This window comes from Crocosphaera chwakensis CCY0110 (genome assembly GCF_000169335.1).
Lineage (GTDB): Bacteria > Cyanobacteriota > Cyanobacteriia > Cyanobacteriales > Microcystaceae > Crocosphaera > Crocosphaera chwakensis.
Genome location: NZ_AAXW01000012.1, coordinates 113742 through 135525, shown reverse-complemented (window position 1 = coordinate 135525; position 21784 = coordinate 113742). Strand labels below are relative to the sequence as shown.

At 36.2% G+C, this 21784-nt stretch carries 17 protein-coding genes, 2 tRNA genes and 1 pseudogene; 7 read left to right on the top strand and 13 right to left on the bottom strand.

The annotated features are described in order from the left end of the window. Together CY0110_RS10035 and CY0110_RS10030 are read left to right on the top strand one after the other, a co-directional pair. The coding region (locus CY0110_RS10035; RefSeq protein WP_008275301.1) for a flavin monoamine oxidase family protein at positions 1 to 373 on the top strand (373 nt) is incomplete at its 5' end. A gap of 106 nt (positions 374 to 479) precedes the next feature. Beyond that, positions 480 to 1517: a WD40 repeat domain-containing protein gene (locus CY0110_RS10030; RefSeq protein ID WP_008275300.1), complete on the top strand. Its 1038-nt coding sequence runs from the start codon at positions 480 to 482 to the stop codon at positions 1515 to 1517. A 26-nt stretch (positions 1518 to 1543) separates the two neighbouring features. On the opposite strand, the gene CY0110_RS10025 is transcribed toward CY0110_RS10030, so the two are convergent. The 3 genes from CY0110_RS10025 to CY0110_RS10015 form a co-directional block, all read right to left on the bottom strand. Continuing rightward, positions 1544 to 1617 (bottom strand) — tRNA-Glu (locus CY0110_RS10025). 18 nt (positions 1618 to 1635) lie between these two features. Next, positions 1636 to 1708 (bottom strand) — tRNA-Met (locus CY0110_RS10020). Between the two features lie 80 nt (positions 1709 to 1788). Continuing rightward, on the bottom strand, positions 1789 to 3399 hold the full coding sequence (locus CY0110_RS10015) for a S8 family serine peptidase (RefSeq protein ID WP_008275299.1): 1611 nt from the start codon (positions 3397 to 3399) through the stop codon (positions 1789 to 1791). A gap of 198 nt (positions 3400 to 3597) precedes the next feature. Here CY0110_RS10015 and CY0110_RS10010 point away from each other — a divergent pair, with 198 nt between their 5' ends. Both CY0110_RS10010 and CY0110_RS10005 read left to right on the top strand, forming a co-directional pair. Beyond that, the gene (locus tag CY0110_RS10010; protein ID WP_008275298.1) at positions 3598 to 4620 is read left to right on the top strand and encodes an esterase/lipase family protein; all 1023 of its coding nucleotides are present in this window, start codon (positions 3598 to 3600) and stop codon (positions 4618 to 4620) included. Next, positions 4608 to 7022 carry a tetratricopeptide repeat protein gene (locus tag CY0110_RS10005; RefSeq protein WP_008275297.1) on the top strand — a complete coding sequence of 805 codons (2415 nt, stop codon included), beginning with the start codon at positions 4608 to 4610 and terminating at the stop codon, positions 7020 to 7022. The genes CY0110_RS10010 and CY0110_RS10005 overlap by 13 nt, the downstream gene beginning before the upstream one ends. A 31-nt stretch (positions 7023 to 7053) precedes the next feature. On the opposite strand, the gene CY0110_RS10000 is transcribed toward CY0110_RS10005, so the two are convergent. The 7 genes and pseudogenes from CY0110_RS10000 to CY0110_RS09970 all read right to left on the bottom strand — a co-directional run bounded on the left by CY0110_RS10000 (position 7054) and on the right by CY0110_RS09970 (position 12130). Further along, positions 7054 to 7848 carry a DUF4058 family protein gene (locus CY0110_RS10000; protein WP_008275296.1) on the bottom strand — a complete coding sequence of 265 codons (795 nt, stop codon included), beginning with the start codon at positions 7846 to 7848 and terminating at the stop codon, positions 7054 to 7056. 38 nt (positions 7849 to 7886) lie between these two features. After that, positions 7887 to 8441 carry a Uma2 family endonuclease gene (locus CY0110_RS09995; RefSeq protein WP_008275295.1) on the bottom strand — a complete coding sequence of 185 codons (555 nt, stop codon included), beginning with the start codon at positions 8439 to 8441 and terminating at the stop codon, positions 7887 to 7889. A 95-nt stretch (positions 8442 to 8536) separates the two neighbouring features. Further along, a complete protein-coding gene (gene trmFO, locus CY0110_RS09990) occupies positions 8537 to 9919 on the bottom strand; it encodes an FADH(2)-oxidizing methylenetetrahydrofolate--tRNA-(uracil(54)-C(5))-methyltransferase TrmFO (RefSeq protein WP_008275294.1) in 1383 nt (460 codons plus the stop codon). A gap of 109 nt (positions 9920 to 10028) precedes the next feature. Next, complete coding sequence (locus CY0110_RS09985) at positions 10029 to 10886, bottom strand: LA2681 family HEPN domain-containing protein (protein WP_157464565.1); 858 nt, start codon at positions 10884 to 10886, stop codon at positions 10029 to 10031. Continuing rightward, positions 10870 to 11418, bottom strand: a complete 549-nt coding sequence (locus tag CY0110_RS09980) for a tetratricopeptide repeat protein (RefSeq protein ID WP_008275292.1) — start codon at positions 11416 to 11418, stop codon at positions 10870 to 10872. The genes CY0110_RS09985 and CY0110_RS09980 overlap by 17 nt, the downstream gene beginning before the upstream one ends. Positions 11419 to 11594: 176 nt before the next feature. Further along, entirely contained in the window at positions 11595 to 11762 is a 168-nt protein-coding gene (locus CY0110_RS30380) for a hypothetical protein (RefSeq protein WP_008275291.1), read from the bottom strand. Positions 11763 to 11835: 73 nt separating this feature from the next. Beyond that, a pseudogene (locus CY0110_RS09970) lies at positions 11836 to 12130 on the bottom strand (DUF433 domain-containing protein). A 451-nt stretch (positions 12131 to 12581) separates the two neighbouring features. Here CY0110_RS09970 and CY0110_RS27940 point away from each other — a divergent pair. Together CY0110_RS27940 and CY0110_RS09955 are read left to right on the top strand one after the other, a co-directional pair. Then, on the top strand, positions 12582 to 12905 hold the full coding sequence (locus tag CY0110_RS27940) for a type II toxin-antitoxin system Phd/YefM family antitoxin (RefSeq protein WP_050779988.1): 324 nt from the start codon (positions 12582 to 12584) through the stop codon (positions 12903 to 12905). A 3-nt stretch (positions 12906 to 12908) separates the two neighbouring features. Continuing rightward, positions 12909 to 13355 carry a type II toxin-antitoxin system VapC family toxin gene (locus tag CY0110_RS09955; RefSeq protein ID WP_008275287.1) on the top strand — a complete coding sequence of 149 codons (447 nt, stop codon included), beginning with the start codon at positions 12909 to 12911 and terminating at the stop codon, positions 13353 to 13355. Between the two features lie 386 nt (positions 13356 to 13741). On the opposite strand, the gene CY0110_RS09950 is transcribed toward CY0110_RS09955, so the two are convergent. After that, positions 13742 to 16930, bottom strand: a complete 3189-nt coding sequence (locus CY0110_RS09950) for an efflux RND transporter permease subunit (protein ID WP_008275286.1) — start codon at positions 16928 to 16930, stop codon at positions 13742 to 13744. Further along, on the bottom strand, positions 16930 to 18501 hold the full coding sequence (locus CY0110_RS09945) for an efflux RND transporter periplasmic adaptor subunit (protein ID WP_008275285.1): 1572 nt from the start codon (positions 18499 to 18501) through the stop codon (positions 16930 to 16932). Before CY0110_RS09945 ends, CY0110_RS09950 begins: the two co-directional genes overlap by 1 nt. Positions 18502 to 18850: 349 nt before the next feature. Between CY0110_RS09945 and CY0110_RS09940 the strand changes: the two genes are divergently transcribed. Next, positions 18851 to 20761, top strand: a complete 1911-nt coding sequence (locus CY0110_RS09940) for a mechanosensitive ion channel family protein (RefSeq protein WP_083794065.1) — start codon at positions 18851 to 18853, stop codon at positions 20759 to 20761. 53 nt (positions 20762 to 20814) lie between these two features. On the opposite strand, the gene CY0110_RS09935 is transcribed toward CY0110_RS09940, so the two are convergent. Then, positions 20815 to 21774 carry an aldo/keto reductase gene (locus CY0110_RS09935; RefSeq protein WP_008275283.1) on the bottom strand — a complete coding sequence of 320 codons (960 nt, stop codon included), beginning with the start codon at positions 21772 to 21774 and terminating at the stop codon, positions 20815 to 20817. Positions 21775 to 21784: the final 10 nt, after the last annotated feature.

Here is a 21784-nt window from a genome sequence, read left to right as displayed (position 1 = left end):
CAGTAGTAAAACGGGAATTTTACACTCTTACAAAAAAGGAGAATATTCCTTGGCAATGGATGCCTTAAGTTCAGAACAAAAAATTGCTAGTTTGATAGATGAATGGTCAGAAATTCTTCCAGAAGTTAAAAATTATCCTTTAAGTGACCTTCAAAGTATTACTTATTCATGGAATAATGATCCTTGGTCAAAAGCAGGTTGGGCTTATCCAACTGAAGCACAAGAAGAAATCTTTTTTAATGAACTTAAACAAAGAGAAGGAAAAATTCATTTTGCAGGAGATCATACTTCTGTGACTAGAGGTTGGCTACAAGGTGCATTAGAATCTGGGATCAGAGCAGCGCAAGAAGTTCATTATTTAACCAAAAATTGACAGAATTATGCCAGTTAATGAACAGTCAACTGGTTCCTTGTTTTAGTGAGAAAAATTTTGTAACCTATCATATCAATCCCAAAAAGTTAATATCTCAGGATAAATTATGATAAGACAAGCCAACTATATAAAATCTTTATCCTCTGTTATTGCAGGAATTGGTGTCGCTTTAACCCTAAATTATTCAATAATTGGCTCTAAAGTTTCTGCACAAGTTCCTTTATCTCAATCAAGAGACTATCTTGCTCAAGCTAATATAACCGTTGAAGATTTACAGGGATTTAATGGTGTTGTAAAATCCTTAGCAATTACTCCAGACGGGAAACTATTATTAGTTGGGACAGGAGATGGAGAACTGACTGCCATTGATTTAGAAACCAAAGAAACCCTCTACAGTAAAGCGGTTTTAGTTAATAATTATTCTTCTATTGCTTTTAATGTCGAAAAAGATATTTTAGTCGTGGGTGACGATCAAACCGTGATGGTTTTAAGCTTATCCACTGGACAAAAATTAAGTTTTCTCAGAGAACATACAGGAAAAGTGAGTGATGTGGCTATTAGTCCTGATGGGAATAATATTGTTAGTGTCAGTGGAGACGATCAAACGATTAGAATTTGGGATCTTGAGTCTGGAGAATTGATTAAAACCATCGGGGCCAATATTGGGCCAACTACTAGCGTTCAATATACCCCGGACGGTACTATGTTTATTACAGGAGCAATAGGAAGCGATCGCACGTTAAAGTTCTGGGATGCAACCACTTTTAAATTATTAAATACGTCCTCGCAACAACCTGGATTTATTAATGATTTAAAAATCAGCAATGACGGCACTCAATTAGTGGCTGCAGTCCGTAATTTTGTCAAAAGTTGGGATTTAACCACCCTTCAACAAGTTTGGTCTACGAAAGGGCCAAAGTTAGAAATTAATACCATTGCTGTTTCCCCCGATAATAGAACCGTTGCAACAGCGAATAAGGAGGGAACCATTATGTTATTTGATCTTGCCACAGGGCGCAAATTAGCTACCTTACAGGGTCATCGCGGATGGGTTTTATCTTTGGCTTTTAGTCGAGATGGTCAATATCTCTACAGTGGGGCCGAAGATAAGATGGTTAAAGTTTGGCAACTGCAACCTTATTAAGTTCGGAGTATTATCTAAAAAAATAGCAGTGCCGACGGGGTTTGAACCCGCAAACTCCTACGTGAAAGGCAGGTGACTTTACCAGTTTGTCTACGGCACCATACATAGATGGTGTCAGTAGCAGCGATGGGACTTGAACCCATATACTCCAGCTTATGAGGCTGGTGCATTGACCATTATGCTACACTGCTGTTTGAGCATCATATTACGTCTGTAGTAATATAATACATTTATGTAGCATACTATGTCAAGAGTATATTACATAATAAAGTTACTGAGCATTTAGCGTTATGGAATTTTGGGGAACCGTCCACCAAGCTAACCCATAAGGTTGTTCTCCTTGATTAACTTGTTGCTGATACTTTACCCGTATTTTGTAGTTGCCGGCGGTGGAAACAGGACAAAAAATGTGTTCTGTATTATCCACCCGACTAATAGAACGACAGACACTTTGAGCAGTATTCTCGGCATTCGCAGGCATTAAATAGAGATCGAGATTATTAATCCCTCGATCCTCAAAATTCTCTCCGAGATCGTATCGCTCATTCTTGTTTTTGTCATTGAGTTCCACTAATCTATCCCAAACTAGGGTAATGGAAACAAAACTATTTTCTGGTAAGGGTTGGGAAAGAACATACTCTTGATAATTATCTTTGGTCACGGTTTCATAGTCCCAACCCATAGCCGGCACTGGATTTTGAGGTTTCCATTGACCGGCAATAAACTGTTCATAGGCCCGCAGTGCATTAAGGTGGCCCGTTCCCATTTGCATATCAACAGGAATTTCAGGGTTACGGTAGGCATCGGACTCGAACCAAGTATAATGGGTTTTACTAAAAATTGTTCGCATCATCCCCAATAACAGGCCATTGCCCTTATCCTGTATCTTATCAGCAGAATTGAGTAAAACTGCTTTATTAACTTGATGACGGCGAGAGTCGAGACTCCAGTTAGGTTGTTGGGTGCGGAGTTGGCGATCGCCGAATTCTTGTAACAGGGCCACAGATGCAGTGATATGAGGGGCTGCAAAGCTGGTTCCACTGACTTCCTGGATGGTTCCAGCTAAGTCATACACAGCTACTTTACTGCCTGGGGCCACTAAATTAATACCCCGTCTTGACCCGACGTTAATCTCCCGTTTGATTAAACTGCGGCCAATGCCCACCGGAAGGGCGCTGAGGTTGGCAAAATCCACTTTTGCATAAATTCCATCCCGTTTGGTGGTATAGGCAGTGGTAATGCCGTTATAGTGGTCTGTGGGGATAGGAATGCCCCCTGTTCCCTGGTTACCGGCAATGACGTATAAGGTATCATGAACCCGTGATGACCAGTCAATACATTGGGTTAAGTGAGCGTTGCCATCTAGCTTTGCATCCTTGCGATTATCCTGTTCTAAAGATTCTCCAAAACTAAAGTTAATCGCTCTGACATCTCCACTATTGCGTTGGGCAATATGTTGACTAGCCAAACATTCTTGGGGTTGGCCACCCCCTTTAATGGCACCAATAGCAGAAGCGTATAATCTGGCATTTGGGGCAACTCCTGGCAATTTTTTATCTTGACTCACCATAACGCTTGCTACCATGGCCGCATGGTTATCTAGGTTGCCGTTAGATTTAACGTCTCGATTTTGATAATATACCCCGGCTAGTTGAAAGGTGGGACTCCATGCTGCAATTTTATCGAAACCAAAGATTCCAGGTCGTCCAATTTCTACTTGTCCAATGGCGATTTTTTTACCTGTTAAATTATAGGGTTGTTCATGTAAGCGATGTGCATAGATGCCGGCTTCTCCTGTGGAGGTATTCAAAGCCAAACTAGGGGTAATAATTCCTGTGACGGTTGTTAAACTGCTGATGACCCAAGCAACGGTTCGTTTCATGTAGATGTATTAACTAATTTTTTGACTTCTTTCTATTTTATACAAAAATAATAAAATGATAGCTGTAAAAATTTTATGAAAATCAAAATTGATTAGTTAACGTTTATGATAACAAAATGTTGCTCAATCAATTTGGCAGTTGGCCATGAGTATCTTTGTTGTTATAATCAAGGTTAGTAAAATTTTTTCTATTCTTAAATGACGAATACCATTGGTGAAAACAGACTAGGATTATTACCTATTACTAACCAGGACAACTCTGAATGTCAAGGACATATTGTTTTTGTACATGGTTTAATGGGACATCCTATCACGACTTGGTATCCAAAGATCAAAATGGATCAGGATTTTAAAAAAAATAAATATAAAAACATAAATGATGATATTGATAGTAAAGCTTTTTGGGATAATCATTTTCATACTTTAGAATTTTGGCCGAATTGGCTTGCAAAAGAAAGACCAGATATGAAGATTTGGTCTTATGGTTATAATGCTAATTTCAGAGGAGATACATTATCAATTTTGGAAACAGGTAGCAATTTAAGAAGTAGAATAGAAAATAAAGAGTTAGCTGAAAAACCAATTATTTTTATTGCTTATAGTCTTGGGGGAATTATTGTTAAACAAATGCTGCAAACCGCTTTTACATTAAAAGATAATAGTCTAGAAAATCAACAAATTATTAATATTCCTAAAGGGATTGTTTTTTTAGCTACTCCTCATACGGAACCAAGCTTATCAAAATTTGTTAAACAATTTGAGGGCTTACCTGTAGCTCAACAAGCCATCCAAATAGCTACCAGTTTTATATCAGCATCTCAGTTTGTTAACGCACTAAGAAATGAACAAGATAAGTTAACAGAAACTAATCTTTTTTATAAGAACAATCACAAGAGCCTAAATATTAGGACAAAAGCGTTTTATGAAAAAAATCCTATAAATGGGTTAATGATTGTTGAAAAAGATGAGGCTGATCCTGGTATTTTAGGTGAGGAACCAACAGTGGCTGAAGATACAGATCATGAAACAATTGCAAAACCAGAAAGTTGGAATCCTAATAATATAATCCAAGAAACGCTTCTTTCCTTAATTAATAAAGTTATAAAATCTCATTCAACTTATCCGTCTTCTTCTCCTACAAGACCACGAATTAATTTACCACACAATCAATATGAATCCAGAGAGAATTCTGAAACAAAAAACCCTCATTGGACTCTGTAAGTGATCCTGAGACTAACTTACAGAGGAGAAAACCAGTCTCTATCGCAGGAATTAATGCTGAGAGATTTATTGATCCAATCGGCAGAGATGACAAGATAGAAGAACTAGAAAAGTTCTTGCTTTCAAAACGCAGTAATAAACGTTGTAAAATAGTCGGTATACATGGTCTTCCTGGAGTTGGAAAGTCTTTACTAGCGGTACACTTTGTTACGAAAAATTTACATCAATTTCATGCTAATGTCTTGTTTTTTCGTATAGATGAATATGATTATTATAGTTTAGTTAACAATCTTTGTGACTATCTAAATGTGGACAAAAACTCACCAGAAGTGAAGCGATTTGATGATCTGAGAGAACAATTAAAAAACCAAAAAAATCTGTTAATTTTCGATAACGCAGATCGAGCAAAAGATATAGAAAAAATCAAAAAATTAATAAATGAGTTAAGCTATAATTGTCCCATAATTATTACCAGTCGTAATCTTAAATTATTAAAGAGTTTTGAAGGTAAAAAGGAAGACCGAAAATTAATCGATCTTCCAATTTTATCAGAAGAAAATGCTTTAGAATGCCTAAAATATTATACAGAAGAACCAGCTACAGAGCAACTTAATCAACTACCTAATATAACCAAGCATATAGTTAAGCTTCTAGGGAATTTACCCCTAGCTTTAAAGATTGCTGGTGGCACATTAACAAATCTACTACAGAAGAAAAGAAATCGTAATCCTAATCTTCAAAATAACCTCGAAAATTATCTAAAACAATTAGAAGAAGCAAAAGAAAAATATCAATTACCTAAGATTTTATCTGAAGAAGATGAAAATATTGATAAAAGTATTTGGGTATCTTTTATGTTAACTTTTGACCAACTTGAAGATAAAAAAGCTAAGTTTTTTCTCTGTTTAAGTATTTGTCCATCTGAGAAATTTTCTCTAGATGAAGCAGACTCTATTGGAAAAGCTATTGAATTAAAACATGAAGATGATGTAGATAATCATATAGATGCTCTTGTGGATGTTTCTTTAATTGATGAAGTTCAGGAGCAAGATGAAGATAATTATATTTATGAATTTCATCCTCTTATCCATCAATTTGCTGCATATAAACTTAGAGAAAATCCCGATTTAAAGAAAAAAGCAGAAGAAGAATATGCTCAATATTTTATTGATTTAGTTAAGAATAATAGAAAAGATATAATGACGCATTTAGAGTCCATACTTTACGTCGCTAAATTACTAAAAGAAAAACAAATCTGGGAATATAATTTTGCTCAAACTGTTTTGGACGATTTAAAATATGGTCATAGCAAGAGTCGAAAGTTGATTTGCAAATTTGGAGTTGATATTGCTACTGAATTTTATCAATTAGCAATACAGTTAAAGAAATGGGAAGAAGCTATTGACTTTGGATTTGCTAAAGAAGATTTTTATAGAAATTTGAATAACTATCAGCAAGCAATAGACACCCTGGAAGAAATGCAAGAAATATTGATTAATATTGAACCTGAAGAAAAACGCAAATTACAGGAAGCTAAACTATTAAATAAAAAAGGGGGATTATGGCAACGAAAACGTGAATATAAAAGAGCGATGGAGGATTTTAATACAAGCTTAAAAATTGGAAAAGAGTATAATTTTGCCACACATATTGCTATGGTACTTAATAGTCGAGGTAATTGCTACAAAGCACAGGGTGAATTAGAAGAGGCCAAAAATGATTGTGAAAAAAGTAGGATACAAGGTAAGATGTGGTACAACCAAAAAGATCCTAAAGAAAAGAGTAAGGCAGAAAAACATCTAGGAGAGGTTTTAACAACCTTAGGTGGTATTTATCGGAGTTTAGGTGATAAAGAGAAAGATCAACAACAATCACAAAAGTATTATGGGCAATCTCAAATATATCTCCAAGAAAGTGTTAGTATTCGTGCAGATCGAAAAAACAGAAATGAACGAGACAGTCTCAAAGATTTAGCTTTTTCGTTAGATAACTACGGACAAACTCTTGGTAAATTGAGACTATATGAAGATGCAGAGAAAGCTTTTCATGAGGGAATTAAAATAGAAAAACAAAGAGAGAATAAAGGAGGTGAAGGACTTATGTTACATAATAAAGGCAAAATGTATATGGATAAACCGGACTACAAACAAGCAATTCATAATTTTACATCAAGTCTTCAGAAGTTAAATAGTATTCATGATTATCGAGGTATGGCAATGGTTCATAAAAGTTTAGCTAAAGCTTATAAAGATATGGGTAAGCGTGAATCTGCTCTTTATCATTCTGCTCTTTATCATTGTGATCAAAGTATTGAAATTAATGAAAATAAAATAAAGAATAATCGAAAAGAACTGAACCAATTATATAGATTAAAAGATGATATACGTAGAATGAAACAATGAAAGTTTTAATATTCAAGATAAAAAAATTAATTTAGATTAAGTCTTGTTCTTGTAATAAATTATTAATCCAAGTTTGCTCATTTTCTGATAGATTATCTAAGGTTTGTTTTTGATAATTAATTGCTAAGTCATAACTCCCTTTTTCATAAATACTATGTAATAACTCTTGTAAAGGAATTAAAGGTGCTTCATCTTCTGGTTTTAAAACTAAAGGAATAGAAGGAATTTCTTGTGCTAAATTAAAGGCATATAATTCTGCTTTGGGGCGGTTATAGCTTCGACTAATTACAATACGATAATCTGATTTTATTCTATCATCTACATTCATCGGCATCACCTCACCTTTTCGTAACAAATCTATTTCTATTAAGTGAGTTAAACTCATTAATACTTGTTCTCTTTTTTTTAGATACTTGTTTCTTCCTTCCCCTACTTTTTTATTTTTAGGTGATAAGATTTCAATAACTGTAACGACTTCTTGAGTTTCTACATTTTTGACTTGTAAATACCATTCTTTAACGGTTTCTGGTTGGGGAATAGTAATAGGTAAGGGTTGAACTTTCGGAGGTGCAACCGCAATATTAGATGAGGTTTCGCTTGAGTTTGAACTCGGACTAAAAACAATATTATCGGGAATACCGACTAATTCTAAGTTATCATCATTATTAGTGTCTGTATAAACTCTTTGTTCCATAGAAATACGATATTTTGGTCTTAAAATAGGGTTCATATAATCTGCTATCGCAACAATTAAATGAGTATGAACTTGTGACCAAAATAGAGGAAGTTCTAAGTAAGGGTTCATTCCAGGAAAAGGGGAAGGCATAATTGATCTCCTTAATTTGTACAGTCTAGAAAACTATGTTACGATTCGCTTTCGTCAGTTAAGATGACATCTTCATATATTAATTCAATGGGACAATTAAATTGAATTGATTCTAGTGTTAACTCTTCATTCTCACTAAAACTGTACAATTCCCAAACCCCGTTATCATTGATACGAAAACACTCAATTAATTGTTGATCAGCACTCACTAAAACATATTCTTTCAATGTTTCAATTTTCCGATAGTTTCTAAATTTTTTACCTCTATCAAATCCTTCGGTACTCGGTGAAAGCACTTCAATAATTAAACAAGGATGTTGCAGAAACTTGAATGCTTTTTGATCCCTTTCATCGCAACTAACAACCACATCAGGATAATGATAGGAACCTCTTTCTGATACCTGTACTTTAACATCAGCGATTAATACTTTACATCCTTTTCCTCGTAAATGATTTCTTAAACTAGAAGCAAAATTAAAGGCAATTTCAGTATGGGGAATGGTTACCCCTGTCATAGCATAAACTTCCCCATCCATATACTGATATTTGAGGGGTTGTTTTTCCTCCCATTCCAGATACTCTTTAGGAGTCATAAATAAAGTGTTCTTTTGCTGCAACCATCTTAAACTATCCTCATGAAAAAATGTATTTTTGAATCGGTAGGGGCGAATGGCATTTGCCCTATTATTTATAATAGGATTACCGCGTTTTTTTGATGATTATTTAACTGAGTTTGACACTCATTTAAGTCAGCCAAAGCGCGATCGCGATATTTACCGTATCTTTCCCGTTTGTTGCGAATTCTGACGGGTAAATCGGGTAAAATACCAAAGTTAGGCGGCATGGGTTGAAAATGTTTCGGGGAAGCACTACTGATAAATTCAAACAATGCACCCATCATCATTGTAGAAGGTAGAGTAATGGGTTCTAACCCTAATGCTATCCTTGCAGCGTTTGTCCCTGCTAACCATCCCCCGGCTGCTGCTGCGGTGTATCCTTCAGTCCCGATGAGTTGTCCTGCGGCCAAAAGGGTGGGACGGCTTTTAAACTGTAGGGTAGGATCAAGTAATTGGGGAGAGTTGATAAAGGTGTTACGGTGCATCACACCCATACGAACAAATTCGGCATTTTCTAAACCAGGAATGAAACGAAATACTCGTTTTTGCTCACCCCATCTCAAATTAGTTTGAAAACCAACCATATTCCATAGTTTACCCTGTTTATCTTCTTGTCGTAGTTGTACAACAGCGTAAGGTCGTTTTTCCTTGTTTTCGGGATCACGAAAGTCTCCTAACCTTGCATCAAATAAACCGACGGGTTTCAGTGGTCCATAACGCATGGTATCTTCTCCCCGTTGGGCTAATTCTTCGATAGGGAGACATCCCTCGAAAAATTTAGCAGTTTCTCGTTCAAATTCTTTTAATTCCGCTTGTTCTGCCCTACAAAGTTCGTCACGAAACTGTAAATATTGTTCTGGGTTGAGAGGACAGTTAAGATAAGCTGCTTCTCCTTTGTCGTATCGGGAGGCTAAAAAAGCGATGTCTCGGTTAATGGAGTCCCCCACAATTATTGGGCTGGCTGCGTCAAAAAAGCTCATATAAGCCATGCCGGTCAACTGTTGTAACTTTTCTGCCAAAACGGGGGAAGTCAGGGGGCCAGTGGCTAAAATAATGATGCCGTCTGAGGGTATTTCCTGGACTTCTGAGCGTCTTAATTCAATTAAAGGGTGATTTTGTAAGGTTTGGGTTAATTGATGGCTGAAGACCCCTCTATCCACCGCTAAAGCACCACCAGCAGGGACGGCGTGTTTATCGGCAGTTTGGATGATGATGGAGTTGAGGCGACGTAATTCTTCATGGAGAAGACCGGCTGCGCGATCGCTGGACATGGCACCGAAGGAGTTACTACAGACTAATTCGGCTAATTCTTGGCTATGATGGGCGGGACTGGTGCGAATAGGGCGCATTTCGTGCAGTATTACAGGGATGCCAGCTTGTGCTACTTGCCAGGCGGCTTCGGTGCCGGCTAACCCTCCACCAATTACTTGAACTTTTGCGGTTGATTCTGTCATTAATTAGGTTTTAGTTTCGTTTTTGTTCTGTTTGAATACTTTTATTTTAGTGTAGTTTAATTATTTGTTCTATCTGATAGTCCAGGTTTAGTATAGAAAGTAGTATCAACTATATTATGAGTCTTTTTTCTTTTTCTTCTTCTTCAATCATTACTACACCAACTAAGTAAATAATTGCTGCTTTGACCATTCTAAGTAAAAAATAAGTTTCTTGTTGCATTTGTTCTAAATTATAGTTTTCTTTTGATTCATCTATGACTTTATTATTATGTAAAATAATTCCTTGATGTGTTATATAATCCCTTAAAATTTTGAATGGATAAAAATCTTCATATTTTTTATCATAGAGGTTTTTTCTTAGATTCACTAATGCCTTTAAGTAAGGATTATATTCTAGTTTTTCAAAAATAATAGGATTCAAGCTATTATCAAAACTTTTTTTATATTTCAATTTTTCATACCAGACATTACTCCACATAACTTTAGTTGGATCATTACCAAGTTCTAAATATAAGTTGAAAAATCCTGCAAATTTATCTAATAAATCTACAGCGAGACGTAAACTTGTTTTTAAAAACCCACTTCTTAAACCAAAGTTAGCAGAATCTAATGTATCAATATATTCAGTTATCTCACTAACTTCAATGAGTTCTTTATCTTGAGAAAAACTTTGATAATATAAATGTCTAGCTGTAGAAAATTCTTCCTTTATACTATTCCAAGTATAGGCTAAATTTATATCATGCTCCCAAAATCTCTTCGCAAAAACAAGATCATCTTTATATTCAGATGGACAATTAGTAAGTCTTGGATTCACGGTTAAAAGTAAGCGGTCATCTTTTACTTGTTTCAAAAAAGATGAAGGTTCCCAAGTGTGAACTTTTTGCCATCCTATCATATATTTTTCAAGAAATTTTGTTTCCCCAGGATTTAAAGACTCAAGATATTCTTTAGTTTGACATAGCAAGAGCATGATTTGGATAAATTTTTAAACAGTCATAATAATAATCAATAGCTTCAATATAGCGTCCAAAGTATCTCAGAAGATTAGCATAATTAGTTATTACGCTAGATGAAAATTCAGGATCAGATAAGACTTTTTTACGATTTAAAAGTACCTTTTGTAAACATCGTTTTTGTTTTAATAATGCTTCTTCAATTTCATTTTGATCAGTAACTGGATTAAGTAAATTTGCTCGACTAGAATAACCATTTGATAGGTTATATTGTAAATATAATTCATAGTTTAATAAATTTTCTTCATCATAATTATCTAAGTTATTGAGTTCATTTTGAATAATATCAATACCTTGATTAATAATTTTATAATTCTTAATCACTTCTCCAATATTAATTAAAATGCCAGAGCAAGCAAAATTTATGTCTTGAATATCTGGATACTTATCTAATAAAACTTGCGCTTTTTCTAAAGCTTTGTCGTACTCGTTTGCATTATAAAGCTCAATTAACTCCTCAAGTTCCTGAAAATAATCTTCCATATTCTTAGTTTATATTTTACTCAATTGTAGCATTTCTGAATTATATTGTAGATTTTTACCATATTCTAGCAGTTTAAACCTTTAAGATGGTGGGTTACGACGGATAATAATGTTCTAATAATTACCTAGATTTTAGCCACCTAACCCACCCTACGATTATTTTACTTAATCATAAATTAAAAAGGAATCCAATCAACAACATTAATCCATTCTTCTGCTTCGCTTGTCTCCCAAATCATAATTAATTCTTTGGCTAATTCTCCTATCTTGGTCATAGGACATACCCAAAAAAGTCCCCATATTTTTTGATTGTTCTGCCAATAGTCTTCTAAATGATCAGGCATACTGGTACGATTATCGGTAACTCATAATCGTTGAGATAATCCTAAATATTGTAAAACATCAGGTCAAGAGTTCCTAATGGGGAGGAGAAGGATTTTTAAGAGATTCTTGATAATGAGATTCTTTCCACTGCTTTATCCTTAATAAATAAGCATCAAAATAAATAAGCATCAATGTCCTTCTTGTTTTGGAGATAATAGGTAATGGTAGCGTAAATTTTCTCTAAACTTAAATCAGGATAAACTGCCTTAATTTCTTCTGGTGTATATCCTTCTAAAAAATAGAATAAGACGTTATCAATTCCAATGCGATGACCTTTAATACTGATATCGTCTTCAGAAATGAATAAAAAATAATCTTCTAATTGCATTCGTGATTGTCTCCTTAACTCATCTACAGTGCTTATCCTGTTGGGTTACGACGGATAATGAGATTTTAACCATGATCTGTATCTTAGCCGCCTAACTCACCATACGCTTTGAGTTAATATGTACTGCCTGTAAGTTGTGTTGGGAATACTGTTTTTATTTTGTCTATAGAGTTACGTCTATATGACCCTATATATACGCACTCCATTCCTATCTTACTTTTCAAATTTATAATAACATATTTTTGATCATTTTTTTCGAGGTATACCCCACTGGGTTTTGTGGACTAAAAAGGACTATATCTAAAGAAAATATTAAGATTTTTGATCTTTTTGCTTAAATGTCAGGAAACCTTGACAGAATACAGATTACAGTAAATAGTTTTGAATTAAAGTGAAAATTAAAGACATTGTTAGTATAGTGAATTTAGCGATATTTAAGGAATATAAAAAAATGAAAACCATAGACATCAATCAAGCATTACCTCAGCTCAAAGAACTTCTAGAAATAGCAGCAACAGGAGAAGAGATTATTATCACTAAAAACAATAAACCAATAGTAAAATTAACTTCAATTCAACCCTCAAGTCAAGATAATTCCTTGAGTAACAATTTTGATGAAACCTTAGAAGACTTAATTAAACAGAGTTCTGAACAAGATCAACAATTAACCCCCGAAGAAAGAACTCAAAACTGGTTAGCTTTTCTGGAAACGTTACCTAAACAAACTGCTAATTTACCCAACGAAGCTTTACACAGAGATACCATGTATGATTAACTAATGGACTATTTTCTAGATACTAATATTTTACTAAGAATTGCTGATACTTCATCTTCACGACATTCTCTTACGATTACAGCTATTACTCAGCTTCTTAGTCAAGGGAATAAATGTGTGATTAGTTCCCAAGTGTTAATCGAATTTTGGGTAGTAGCAACCCGTCCCCTTGAAGTTAATGGTTTAGGATGGACTCCTGAAGAAACCGCTATAAAAATTCGTCAATTTATTGCTCAATTTCACTTGCTTCCAGAAAGTCAAGACATTTTTTCTCAATGGTTTAAATTAGTCACTCATCACAATATTAAAGGTAAACGAACTCATGATATTAGACTTCTAGCAGTTATGATTGTTTATAATATTCCTTGTTTACTCACTTTTAATCCTAATGATTTCATTTCTCTTCCTAATATCACCATTATTCAACCTCAAAACCTTATTATTAATTAGTTTTTAAAAACCTCTTGTTTGGCTTATTTTACGAAGATGGTGGGTTACGACGAATAATAAGATTCTAACCATAACCTAGAATTTAGCAGTCTAACCCATCCTACGGTTTGAGTTTATGTGTAGCGTCTCTATGTTGCTTTAAGAATGCTGTTTCTATTTGAATCATAGACTTAACTATATGTGACCTTATATATACGTAGTCTATCTCTATTCTACTCTCCAAATTAATAATAACACATTTTTGATCATTTTTTTCGAGGTATACCCCACTGGGTTTTGTGGCTTAAAAAAGACTACATCTAAAGAAAACATTAAGATTTTTACTCTTTTTATTAAAATGTCAGGAAAACATGACATAAGCATAAATAGAGTATAATCTGAACAGTTTAATGTTTCGGTGTGAATAAGAGGTATAGACAAGGAATAACCACTAAAGCGATCGCTGTAGCAGCCACTAAACCGAAGATAATAGCACTACATAAAGGCATCCATGTAGGATCACTCAAAGCTAGAGGGATTAACCCGATAATGGTGGTAATACTGGTGGTTAGCACCGGTCTTAAGCGGTCAGCGACTCCTTTGGCTGCAGCTAAACGTAATTTTATTCCTTCTTGCTGATAACTGTTCATGGTATCGACCATGACGATCGCATCATTGACCACAATTCCCACTAAAGCAATAATCCCAATAAAAGCGGTAAAGGAAAAAGCGATATCTGCAAGGAAAAAGCCTCCAACGGTTCCTATTAAAGCAAAGGGAATGGTGAGTAAAATAATAAAGGGTTGGCGAAACGATCCCAGTTGCAACACCAGAACTGCAAACACCAGAAAGATAGCCAAGGCTAAGGCTTGACCGGCAGAGCCAAAGGTTTCCGCTTGGTCTTCGGTTTCTCCGCCAAAACTATAATCATAACCTTGGGGCCAAGATTCTTGTATTTCTTGTAATTTAGGCTGTAAATCCGCTAAAATTTCCCCCGTAGTCCGATTTTCATTCTTGGCCAAGACGGTAACAGTGCGTTGTCCTCCGCGACGGGTAATAGATAAAGGGGCTTCGGCTTGGACTGCTTCAATCACTGCTCCTGCGGAAATCACTTCTTCTTCTGGGTTTGAGGTAAAGAAACGGGCCGATAACAACTCATCTCGACGGGTAGGGCCGCCTACTTCGCCGTCACGGGAAGGCCAAGCAGTGCTAAGGAGAATTTCTAAGTCTTCCTCGTTGCCACCGATGACAAAATCACCAATATCCACCGCTCGCATATAATATTGAGCTTGAGAAGCCAGTTCATCTTCGCTTAACTCATAAAATGAGAGTTCTTCTCGCTTGGGAATTAATCTAAGGTCAGGCTGCAAGGCTCCTAAATTATCTCGCACGTCGGTTGCTCCAGGTATTTGTCTGAGAGTCATTTGCACTTGTTGAGAAATTTGCCTGAGTTGGCTTAATTCACTGCCGGTAATTTCAATTTGAATGGGGTCGCCACTTTCTCCTGCTTGTTGAGCATTTAAGACTAAAGCAGCCCCAGGATATTGATTAACGGCTCTTTGTAACTCGTTGCGTAAATCATCTAAATATTCAAAGGATAACTGCTCTCGTTGGTTTTCAGGGAGAAACGTACCTGAAAAACCTACTAGATAACTGCCCTGAGCGGGTTGCAGTTCTCCTGATGCCACTAAGTTACTGCGCTGTCCCGTATATTTAATGACGCTATCGAGATAGTCTTTTTCTCGTAAAATCTCTCCTAGGTCGTCGGCTACTTCTTGGGAAACATTTAGGGTTGTTGTCGGTGGTAGTTCTACATTGACACTAAAGTTACGTTGATCACCTTTGGGAAAAAATTCTACGGAAATTTGACTCAATAAGGTCATCACGCAGAAAAAGAGAGCAATGGTTCCCAATACCCAAGCCCAAGCTGTTTTTTTACTTTTAACGGTATAATTAAGACTCCAATTCATCCAACGAGCCGAAGCTGCTTCACTTAAACGGTCAATGGTTGATTTCTTTTCAACACTTCTAATATTGCCTAACAGGTAACGAGACAGAGGAATATCAATTAAAATTGCGATCGTAAAACTTAGGATTAAACAAATAATTGCGGTGTAAGGCAATAATTCAATAAACTTTCCCAAAGTACCGCTAATGGCTAGTAAGGGAAATAGGGCTAAAATGGTGGTTAACTGTCCTGCAAAGGCCGGTGGTGCGTAAGTTTTCACTGTTTTTAATGCAGCTTGGTTAAAGGTCATTCCCTCAGCAAAAATAAACTCGTGCATTCCTTCCATGACCAAGATAAAAACATCCACCAAGATACCCAAGGCTAACACCATACCAATGAGTACCATATTATTAAGGGTTTGCCCCGTTAACCACAGCACCGCCAACGTTCCTAAAAAAGCTAAAGGAATCGATAACCCGGCAATTAAGGCTTCACGCCAAGAAAGGGCAATAAACAGCACCACAAAGACTGCGGCCATGGCTTGTAGGGCATTGGTAAATAAATTGCCCAACTGTTCCCAAATAATATCGGATTCATCGGCAATTACCTGATATTCCATACCTCTCGGCCAAAGATTCGGATTTTGCTCAATTTGCTCCACAGCAGCCAGAACCCGCTCAATGACTTCAATGGAATCTTGTCCAGGCACTTTTTTAATACCTACACTGACCACAGGTTGATAAGTTTCTCCTTGGGTACTAATAAAGGCACGGGTTTCTTCTTGGTCGAGTTCTCGCTGTACTTCAGCCAGTTCACTTAGGCGCACCACTCGCCCTTCTAAACGAGCAATGGGTAAATCTTGTAATGCTTCTACACTGCGAAAACGACCGTAGAAGCGCACCTGTGAACCAATTAAATCACTTTCTATCTCTGAGAGGGGAACATCTTGGTTAGCATTACGAATTTCTGTGGCAACGGTAGTCGGAGAAATACCGAGTGTTGCTAAACGGAAGGGGTTCATTTGCACATTAATCACCTCTTCTCGCGCCCCTCCCAGGTTGACCTCACTGACCCCTGCCACCTGTTCTAAATTGTCTTGAATGTCCTCTGCGGCTTGGGAAATCACCGTTTGATCGATGTCTCCAAACAAGGCTAAGGTAAGGATAGGGGCATCATTGACGGAAACCTGTTCTACTATAGGTTGCTCGGCATCTTCGGGTAATTCGGGTTCTGCTTGGGCTACCCCTTGGCGTAATTCTTCAATGGCTTCATCTGGGTCGGCCTGGGAGGTAAATTCTACATTGATGACGGAAAATCCTGCATAGGAAGCACTTTGAACTTCCTTAACATTCTCAACAGATGTAATTTCTGTTTCTATTTCAGAAGTAACTTGTTGTTCTATGGTTTGGGGGTCGGCTCCTGGCCAGGTGGTGGTGACAGTGGCAACGGCAATATCAATATCAGGGTTGGACTGTTTGGTCATGGAAAAATAGCCCAAAAGACCCCCCACTACCATCAACAAGGTTAACAAAATGGCAAAAATGGTATTTAAGAAAAAAAATCGTCCGAATCGGGAAGTTTTTACCTGATTATTTGAGGTATTATGTCCATTATTATTGCTACGAAACTCTTCTTTTAACTCGCTCATTATCCACCCTGATTAATGACTTCAACAGCAGCCCCGTCCACCAGTCGGTTTTGTCCTTCGGTTACCACTAACTCCCCAGGTGTCACCCCATTAATAATTCCTTGTTGAGTAATCCCTGTAATACCTAACTCCACCTCTCGCTGCTCAACCATGCCGTCATCTTCGTTCACCACAAACACATAGGGAATGCGATCGCGTCGTACAATGGCATTGATGGGAACAGTTACGGCGTTGGGGTTTTCCGACACAGCGATCCAAGTTAATACCTGTTCTCCATGTCTTAGGGTTTCTGTGGTGCTTGGATTAAGACGAATTCTTGCTTCTATGGCTCTTCCCCCAGGACTAATGGCAGGGTTAACGGCAAAGACTTCACCTCTAGCGCGGGCATTAGAAATTAACGTTTGTTGAGAACTGGCCGCAGCGTTTACTTTTGTTTCTGAGGCAATGACAGCGTTTTGACCTGCTTCAACTTGTTCCCCTGTGGGCCCTGCTAAATCCACGAACACTTCATATTGGCTGGGATCAATAATAACCATCGGAATTCTTTCTAAAATGCCTTGATAATCTCCCCCTAGTTGAGACGTAACGATTTGCGGGGAAAAGTATTCTCCTTCTGAAATATTGAGATAGGCAATAATGCCATCAAAAGGTGCATAAATACTGGCTCCTTCTAAAGCAACTTCAGCTTGAGATAATCTCGCTTGGGCTGTGGTAATGGCGGAGTTTTGGGCTTCTACCTGTTGCTGTGCTGCTTGCACTTGAGCTTGAGCCGCTTCTACCTGTTGCTGTGCTGACTGTACTACTGCCTGAGCGGACTGAACCCCTGCTTGAGCATCTTCTAGGGTGTTTTGACGTTCATCAAATTCTATTTCAGCGATCGCACCCTCTTCAACGAGCGTTCGATAACGTTCTAAGCTGGTAGCAGCTAACCTTCGGGCTGCTTGGGCATTTTGTTGTTGGGCTTGGGCTTCTTGTACCTGAGAACGGGCTTGAGCAACCTGGGCGCGAGCTTGAGCTACATCAGCAATGGCGGCCGCCTTGTTTTGTTGTGCTTCGGTAATAGCTGCTTGGGCTTGAGTGACATCTGCGGTGAGTTCCCTATCATCAATGCGAGCTAATAATTGTCCTTTCGTCACGCGATCGCCTTCTCGAAGTCTTCTACCGTCTTGGTTACCCAGATAGGTGACATCCCCTTCTACGTCAAAGGTAAGATGTTGATAGTCTACGGCTCTAATAGTACCTTCGCTAGATATCCAAGCGCGGAGGGGTTCGCGGTTGGCAGTGGCAACCCGTACCGAGAGGGGAACCGTTTCGGTGACCGTTACGGGTTGGTCATTGTCTCGAAGACGAATGACTGTGACTCCCCCTAAGATGAGTAATAAACCAAATACTGGCAATAACCACCATAGTTTTTTAATGTTTGTATTCTGCTCTTTTTTATTAGAGGTTTTCGGTGTTTCTTGATATTCTGAGGGTATATTTTTGTCTAATAATTGCTCAGTATCTCTATAGTTTTGGGATCTTGATGGAGGAATATTTGAGGACAAAGGGTTTTGAGTCTGATGATTCATAAAATAAGCTTGATAAAATATCTAGCTAATATAAATAAATTAGATAAAAATTCAATGATGATCAGCAACTAATTTCATTGTCATCATTCTTTAGAAGTTTCAACATCCCCTATTAGAGAGACTTTGACAAGTTCTACAATTCTGAAGCAACAATGCAACGGAACTTTTGTAGCACTACGAGCTATGGAACGTGGGAACAGGAAAAATTAACTGGTTTAATAGTGGCGGTTGAAAAGATTAAGGTTTTTTTGGTACTCATCCTTAAGCATTTCACAGTTGATAGATATTTAATTTAGAATAATTGAAGGCTAATGATTTCTAGCCTTGTTGATTTATTTTACCCTCATTGATGACAGTTTACTTAATCAATTTCATGATGCAGCAATTAAGGACAATATTGATTAAAAAAGTAACTTCTTTTCGTTTCTTAATTTTTAAGATTTTTATTAGCTTTATTTTTTGTGTATTGATTATAATTACTACTTCTCCTGTAATTCAAACACAAGACCTTGTCTTTGGTTCCAAATCTTCTACTTCTGCAAAACAAGTTGAAGATTCCGAGTTAAATAAACTGGAGTCCAATCCTGAACTTCACAATTTCGCCCAAAGATTTAATATTAGTGCTAAAGAAGCAGAAAATTTACTTGAAAAAAAACAAGAATTATATGCGCTTGGTTTATTTAGTTTATCATCAGGTAAATTAGGCAATATTCAATATCGGGCTGTTAAATTAGATGGTCGTATTGTTTTGCCTGTTGCAGGCAATATTGAAGAAAATAGTAATATTTTGAAGGCTCGTGTTAAAAGAATTGAAAACACTCTAAATGAAATTGTCAAAAGACATATAAAACCTGATGAAATGAGGGTTTTTCCGTCTATTCTTAATCAGGAAACTGTGTTAGTTATTTCTCGAACCAATCAATCTGGAAATAATGATTCTACGCTAAAACAAAAATGGTTATTGATGACTATCACAGAAGCAGATTCTCGACTCTATGGACTTCCCATTTCTGAATTAGCAAAAATTGGTTCTCAAGTTGTTAATGATGCGCTAGAGAAAGCTTGGAAGTTACGTCAACCTCAGTTTATTTTACAGCAAAGTATTATTTCTTTTGGCATTTTTATTTTAATGATAATAGCTAGTTGGTTATTATTTGCCTCACATAAATATTTAGTACCCCGTCAAAAGCACAAAAAATCTATCTTCTGGAACCGTAACCTATTATTAGTTGGACACGCTATAATTTGGTTTCCTGGTATGGGTTTAATTTTTAGAGGTTTTCCTGATTCTTATCAAACTGGTTATTGGCTATTAGACAATACTATTACTATTTCTACTTCAATTATTGCTTTTTTGGTTATTAGTCGAATTCTCGACCTTATTGTTAAATTTACTGAATCACAGGAAACATTAAAATCTATTCCCATTAGAGTCTTTGTACAACTTTTTTATATTTTAATTATAATTTTATTAATTTTGATTGTTACTTCTAAATCCATTAATCAACCCCTTACTAATATTCTAGCTGCGGTAGGTGCAGGAAGTGCGGTTTTAATGATTGTTTTTAAAGATTCTATTATGGGATTTACTGCTGGTTTACAGTTAGCAGTAAATCCTATGATAGCCTTGGGAGATTGGATTGAAATGCCTAAATATGGGGCTGACGGTTTTATTAATGAAGTTAATTTATTTACCGTCAAAGTGCTTAATTGGGATAATAGTATTACCTCTATTCCTACCTATGCGTTAATCTCTGATTCCTTTAAAAATTGGCGTATTATGTTTGAATTAAAAGTAAGAAAAATTCAACGCGCCGTTTATATTGACATGACTTCTATTAAATTTTGTGATCAAGAAATGTTAGAAAGATTTTCTAACATGAATTATATTGGCGAAGAAATTAAAGAACAATATCAACAAATTCAACAAGATTCTATTGATAATGATAAGTTTTCATATCTTGATGAAAAATGGTTAAGTAATATTAGTGTATTTCGTGCTTATATGATGGCTTATTTACAAGCACATCCTAAAATAAGTTCGGGACCTTATTTTTTAGTGCGTCAACTACATCCCACTGAACATGGTTTACCTATCGAAATTTATGTTTATTGTACCGACACTGCTTGGGCGCGCTATGAAGAGATTCAATCAACTATTTTTGACCATATGTTTTGTATGATTCCTCAGTTTGATTTGAGAGTATTTCAAAGCCCCTCTAGTTATGATTTTACAACCCTTAAAATAGGAGAGAAATAAAAAAAGGGTTTAGTTGTCTAAACTCATCGACATTACCCCAAGTTAATAATTAATTAAGCCCAAATACTTTCAACAGTATAACTACTATTAGGAAGGGCAAAAAAGGAACCATCTACATAACGATAATTTTGATTGAGGTTTTTAATTTGTTCCATATCTTCTACGTCTAAAACAATATTTTGTGCCTCAAAGTTTTCTTGAATTCTCTCAGGGGAAACTGATTTAGGAATAACCACTGTCCCTCTTTCTATTGCCCATTGTATTAAAATTTGTGCGGTAGTTGCTTGATGTTTTTGGGCTATATTTTTAATGACTTCATTTTCTAACAAAATTGGTTCATTATCATTCTTAACGAAATCAGGTCTATCTTTTGAACCGAGAGGAGAATAGGCGGTGAATGCTATATTATTTTTTTTGCAGTAGGTAAGTAATTCATCTTGTTGTAAATAAGGATGACATTCTACTTGATTCATGGAAGGTTGAATACGAGAATTTGCTTTTATATTCTCTAATTTTTTGATGCTAAAGTTAGAAACTCCAATATTTTTAACTAAACCTTCATCAATAGCTTGTTCCATTCCTTGCCATGTTTCTATTAAAGGAACTTCTGATAAAGGAACTAAACCTGACGTATCTTCTGGAAAGTTTACGTTTGGTTTAAAAGCTACAGGCCAATGAATTAGATATAAATCTAAATAATCGAGTTGTAAGAGTTGTAAGTCTTGTAAAGTTTTTTTTAAAGCAGGAATAACATCCTTTTTATAATGTCGATTATTCCATAGTTTGGAGGTAATAAAAATGTTTTCTCGTTTAACAACATTTTCTTGAAAAGATTCTGTTAATCCTTCTCCAACTTCTTTTTCATTACCATAAATTGGCGCACAATCAATATGTTTGTAACCAACACTTAAAGCATATTTTACTGCATTTTTAACTTTTCCAGGTTCTGATTTCCAGGTTCCTAGTCCAAATTGAGGAATGATATTTCCGTTATTTAATGTCAAAGTTTTCATAATTCTAGTC

Bases quoted from the DNA above. Each gene is read 5' to 3' on its own strand.
- CY0110_RS27940 (WP_050779988.1), top strand. From the start codon at position 12,582: ATGAAAACCATAGACATCAATCAAGCATTACCTCAGCTCAAAGAACTT.
- CY0110_RS09955 (WP_008275287.1), top strand. From the start codon at position 12,909: ATGGACTATTTTCTAGATACTAATATTTTACTAAGAATTGCTGATACT.
- CY0110_RS09935 (WP_008275283.1), bottom strand. From the start codon at position 21,774: ATGAAAACTTTGACATTAAATAACGGAAATATCATTCCTCAATTTGGA.
- CY0110_RS10030 (WP_008275300.1), top strand. From the start codon at position 480: ATGATAAGACAAGCCAACTATATAAAATCTTTATCCTCTGTTATTGCA.
- CY0110_RS10010 (WP_008275298.1), top strand. From the start codon at position 3,598: ATGACGAATACCATTGGTGAAAACAGACTAGGATTATTACCTATTACT.
- CY0110_RS09945 (WP_008275285.1), bottom strand. From the start codon at position 18,501: ATGAATCATCAGACTCAAAACCCTTTGTCCTCAAATATTCCTCCATCA.
- CY0110_RS30380 (WP_008275291.1), bottom strand. From the start codon at position 11,762: ATGCCTGATCATTTAGAAGACTATTGGCAGAACAATCAAAAAATATGG.
- CY0110_RS09950 (WP_008275286.1), bottom strand. From the start codon at position 16,930: ATGAGCGAGTTAAAAGAAGAGTTTCGTAGCAATAATAATGGACATAAT.
- CY0110_RS09995 (WP_008275295.1), bottom strand. From the start codon at position 8,441: ATGACTCCTAAAGAGTATCTGGAATGGGAGGAAAAACAACCCCTCAAA.
- CY0110_RS10000 (WP_008275296.1), bottom strand. From the start codon at position 7,848: ATGCCTTCCCCTTTTCCTGGAATGAACCCTTACTTAGAACTTCCTCTA.
- trmFO (WP_008275294.1), bottom strand. From the start codon at position 9,919: ATGACAGAATCAACCGCAAAAGTTCAAGTAATTGGTGGAGGGTTAGCC.
- CY0110_RS09980 (WP_008275292.1), bottom strand. From the start codon at position 11,418: ATGGAAGATTATTTTCAGGAACTTGAGGAGTTAATTGAGCTTTATAAT.
- CY0110_RS10015 (WP_008275299.1), bottom strand. From the start codon at position 3,399: ATGAAACGAACCGTTGCTTGGGTCATCAGCAGTTTAACAACCGTCACA.
- CY0110_RS09940 (WP_083794065.1), top strand. From the start codon at position 18,851: ATGACAGTTTACTTAATCAATTTCATGATGCAGCAATTAAGGACAATA.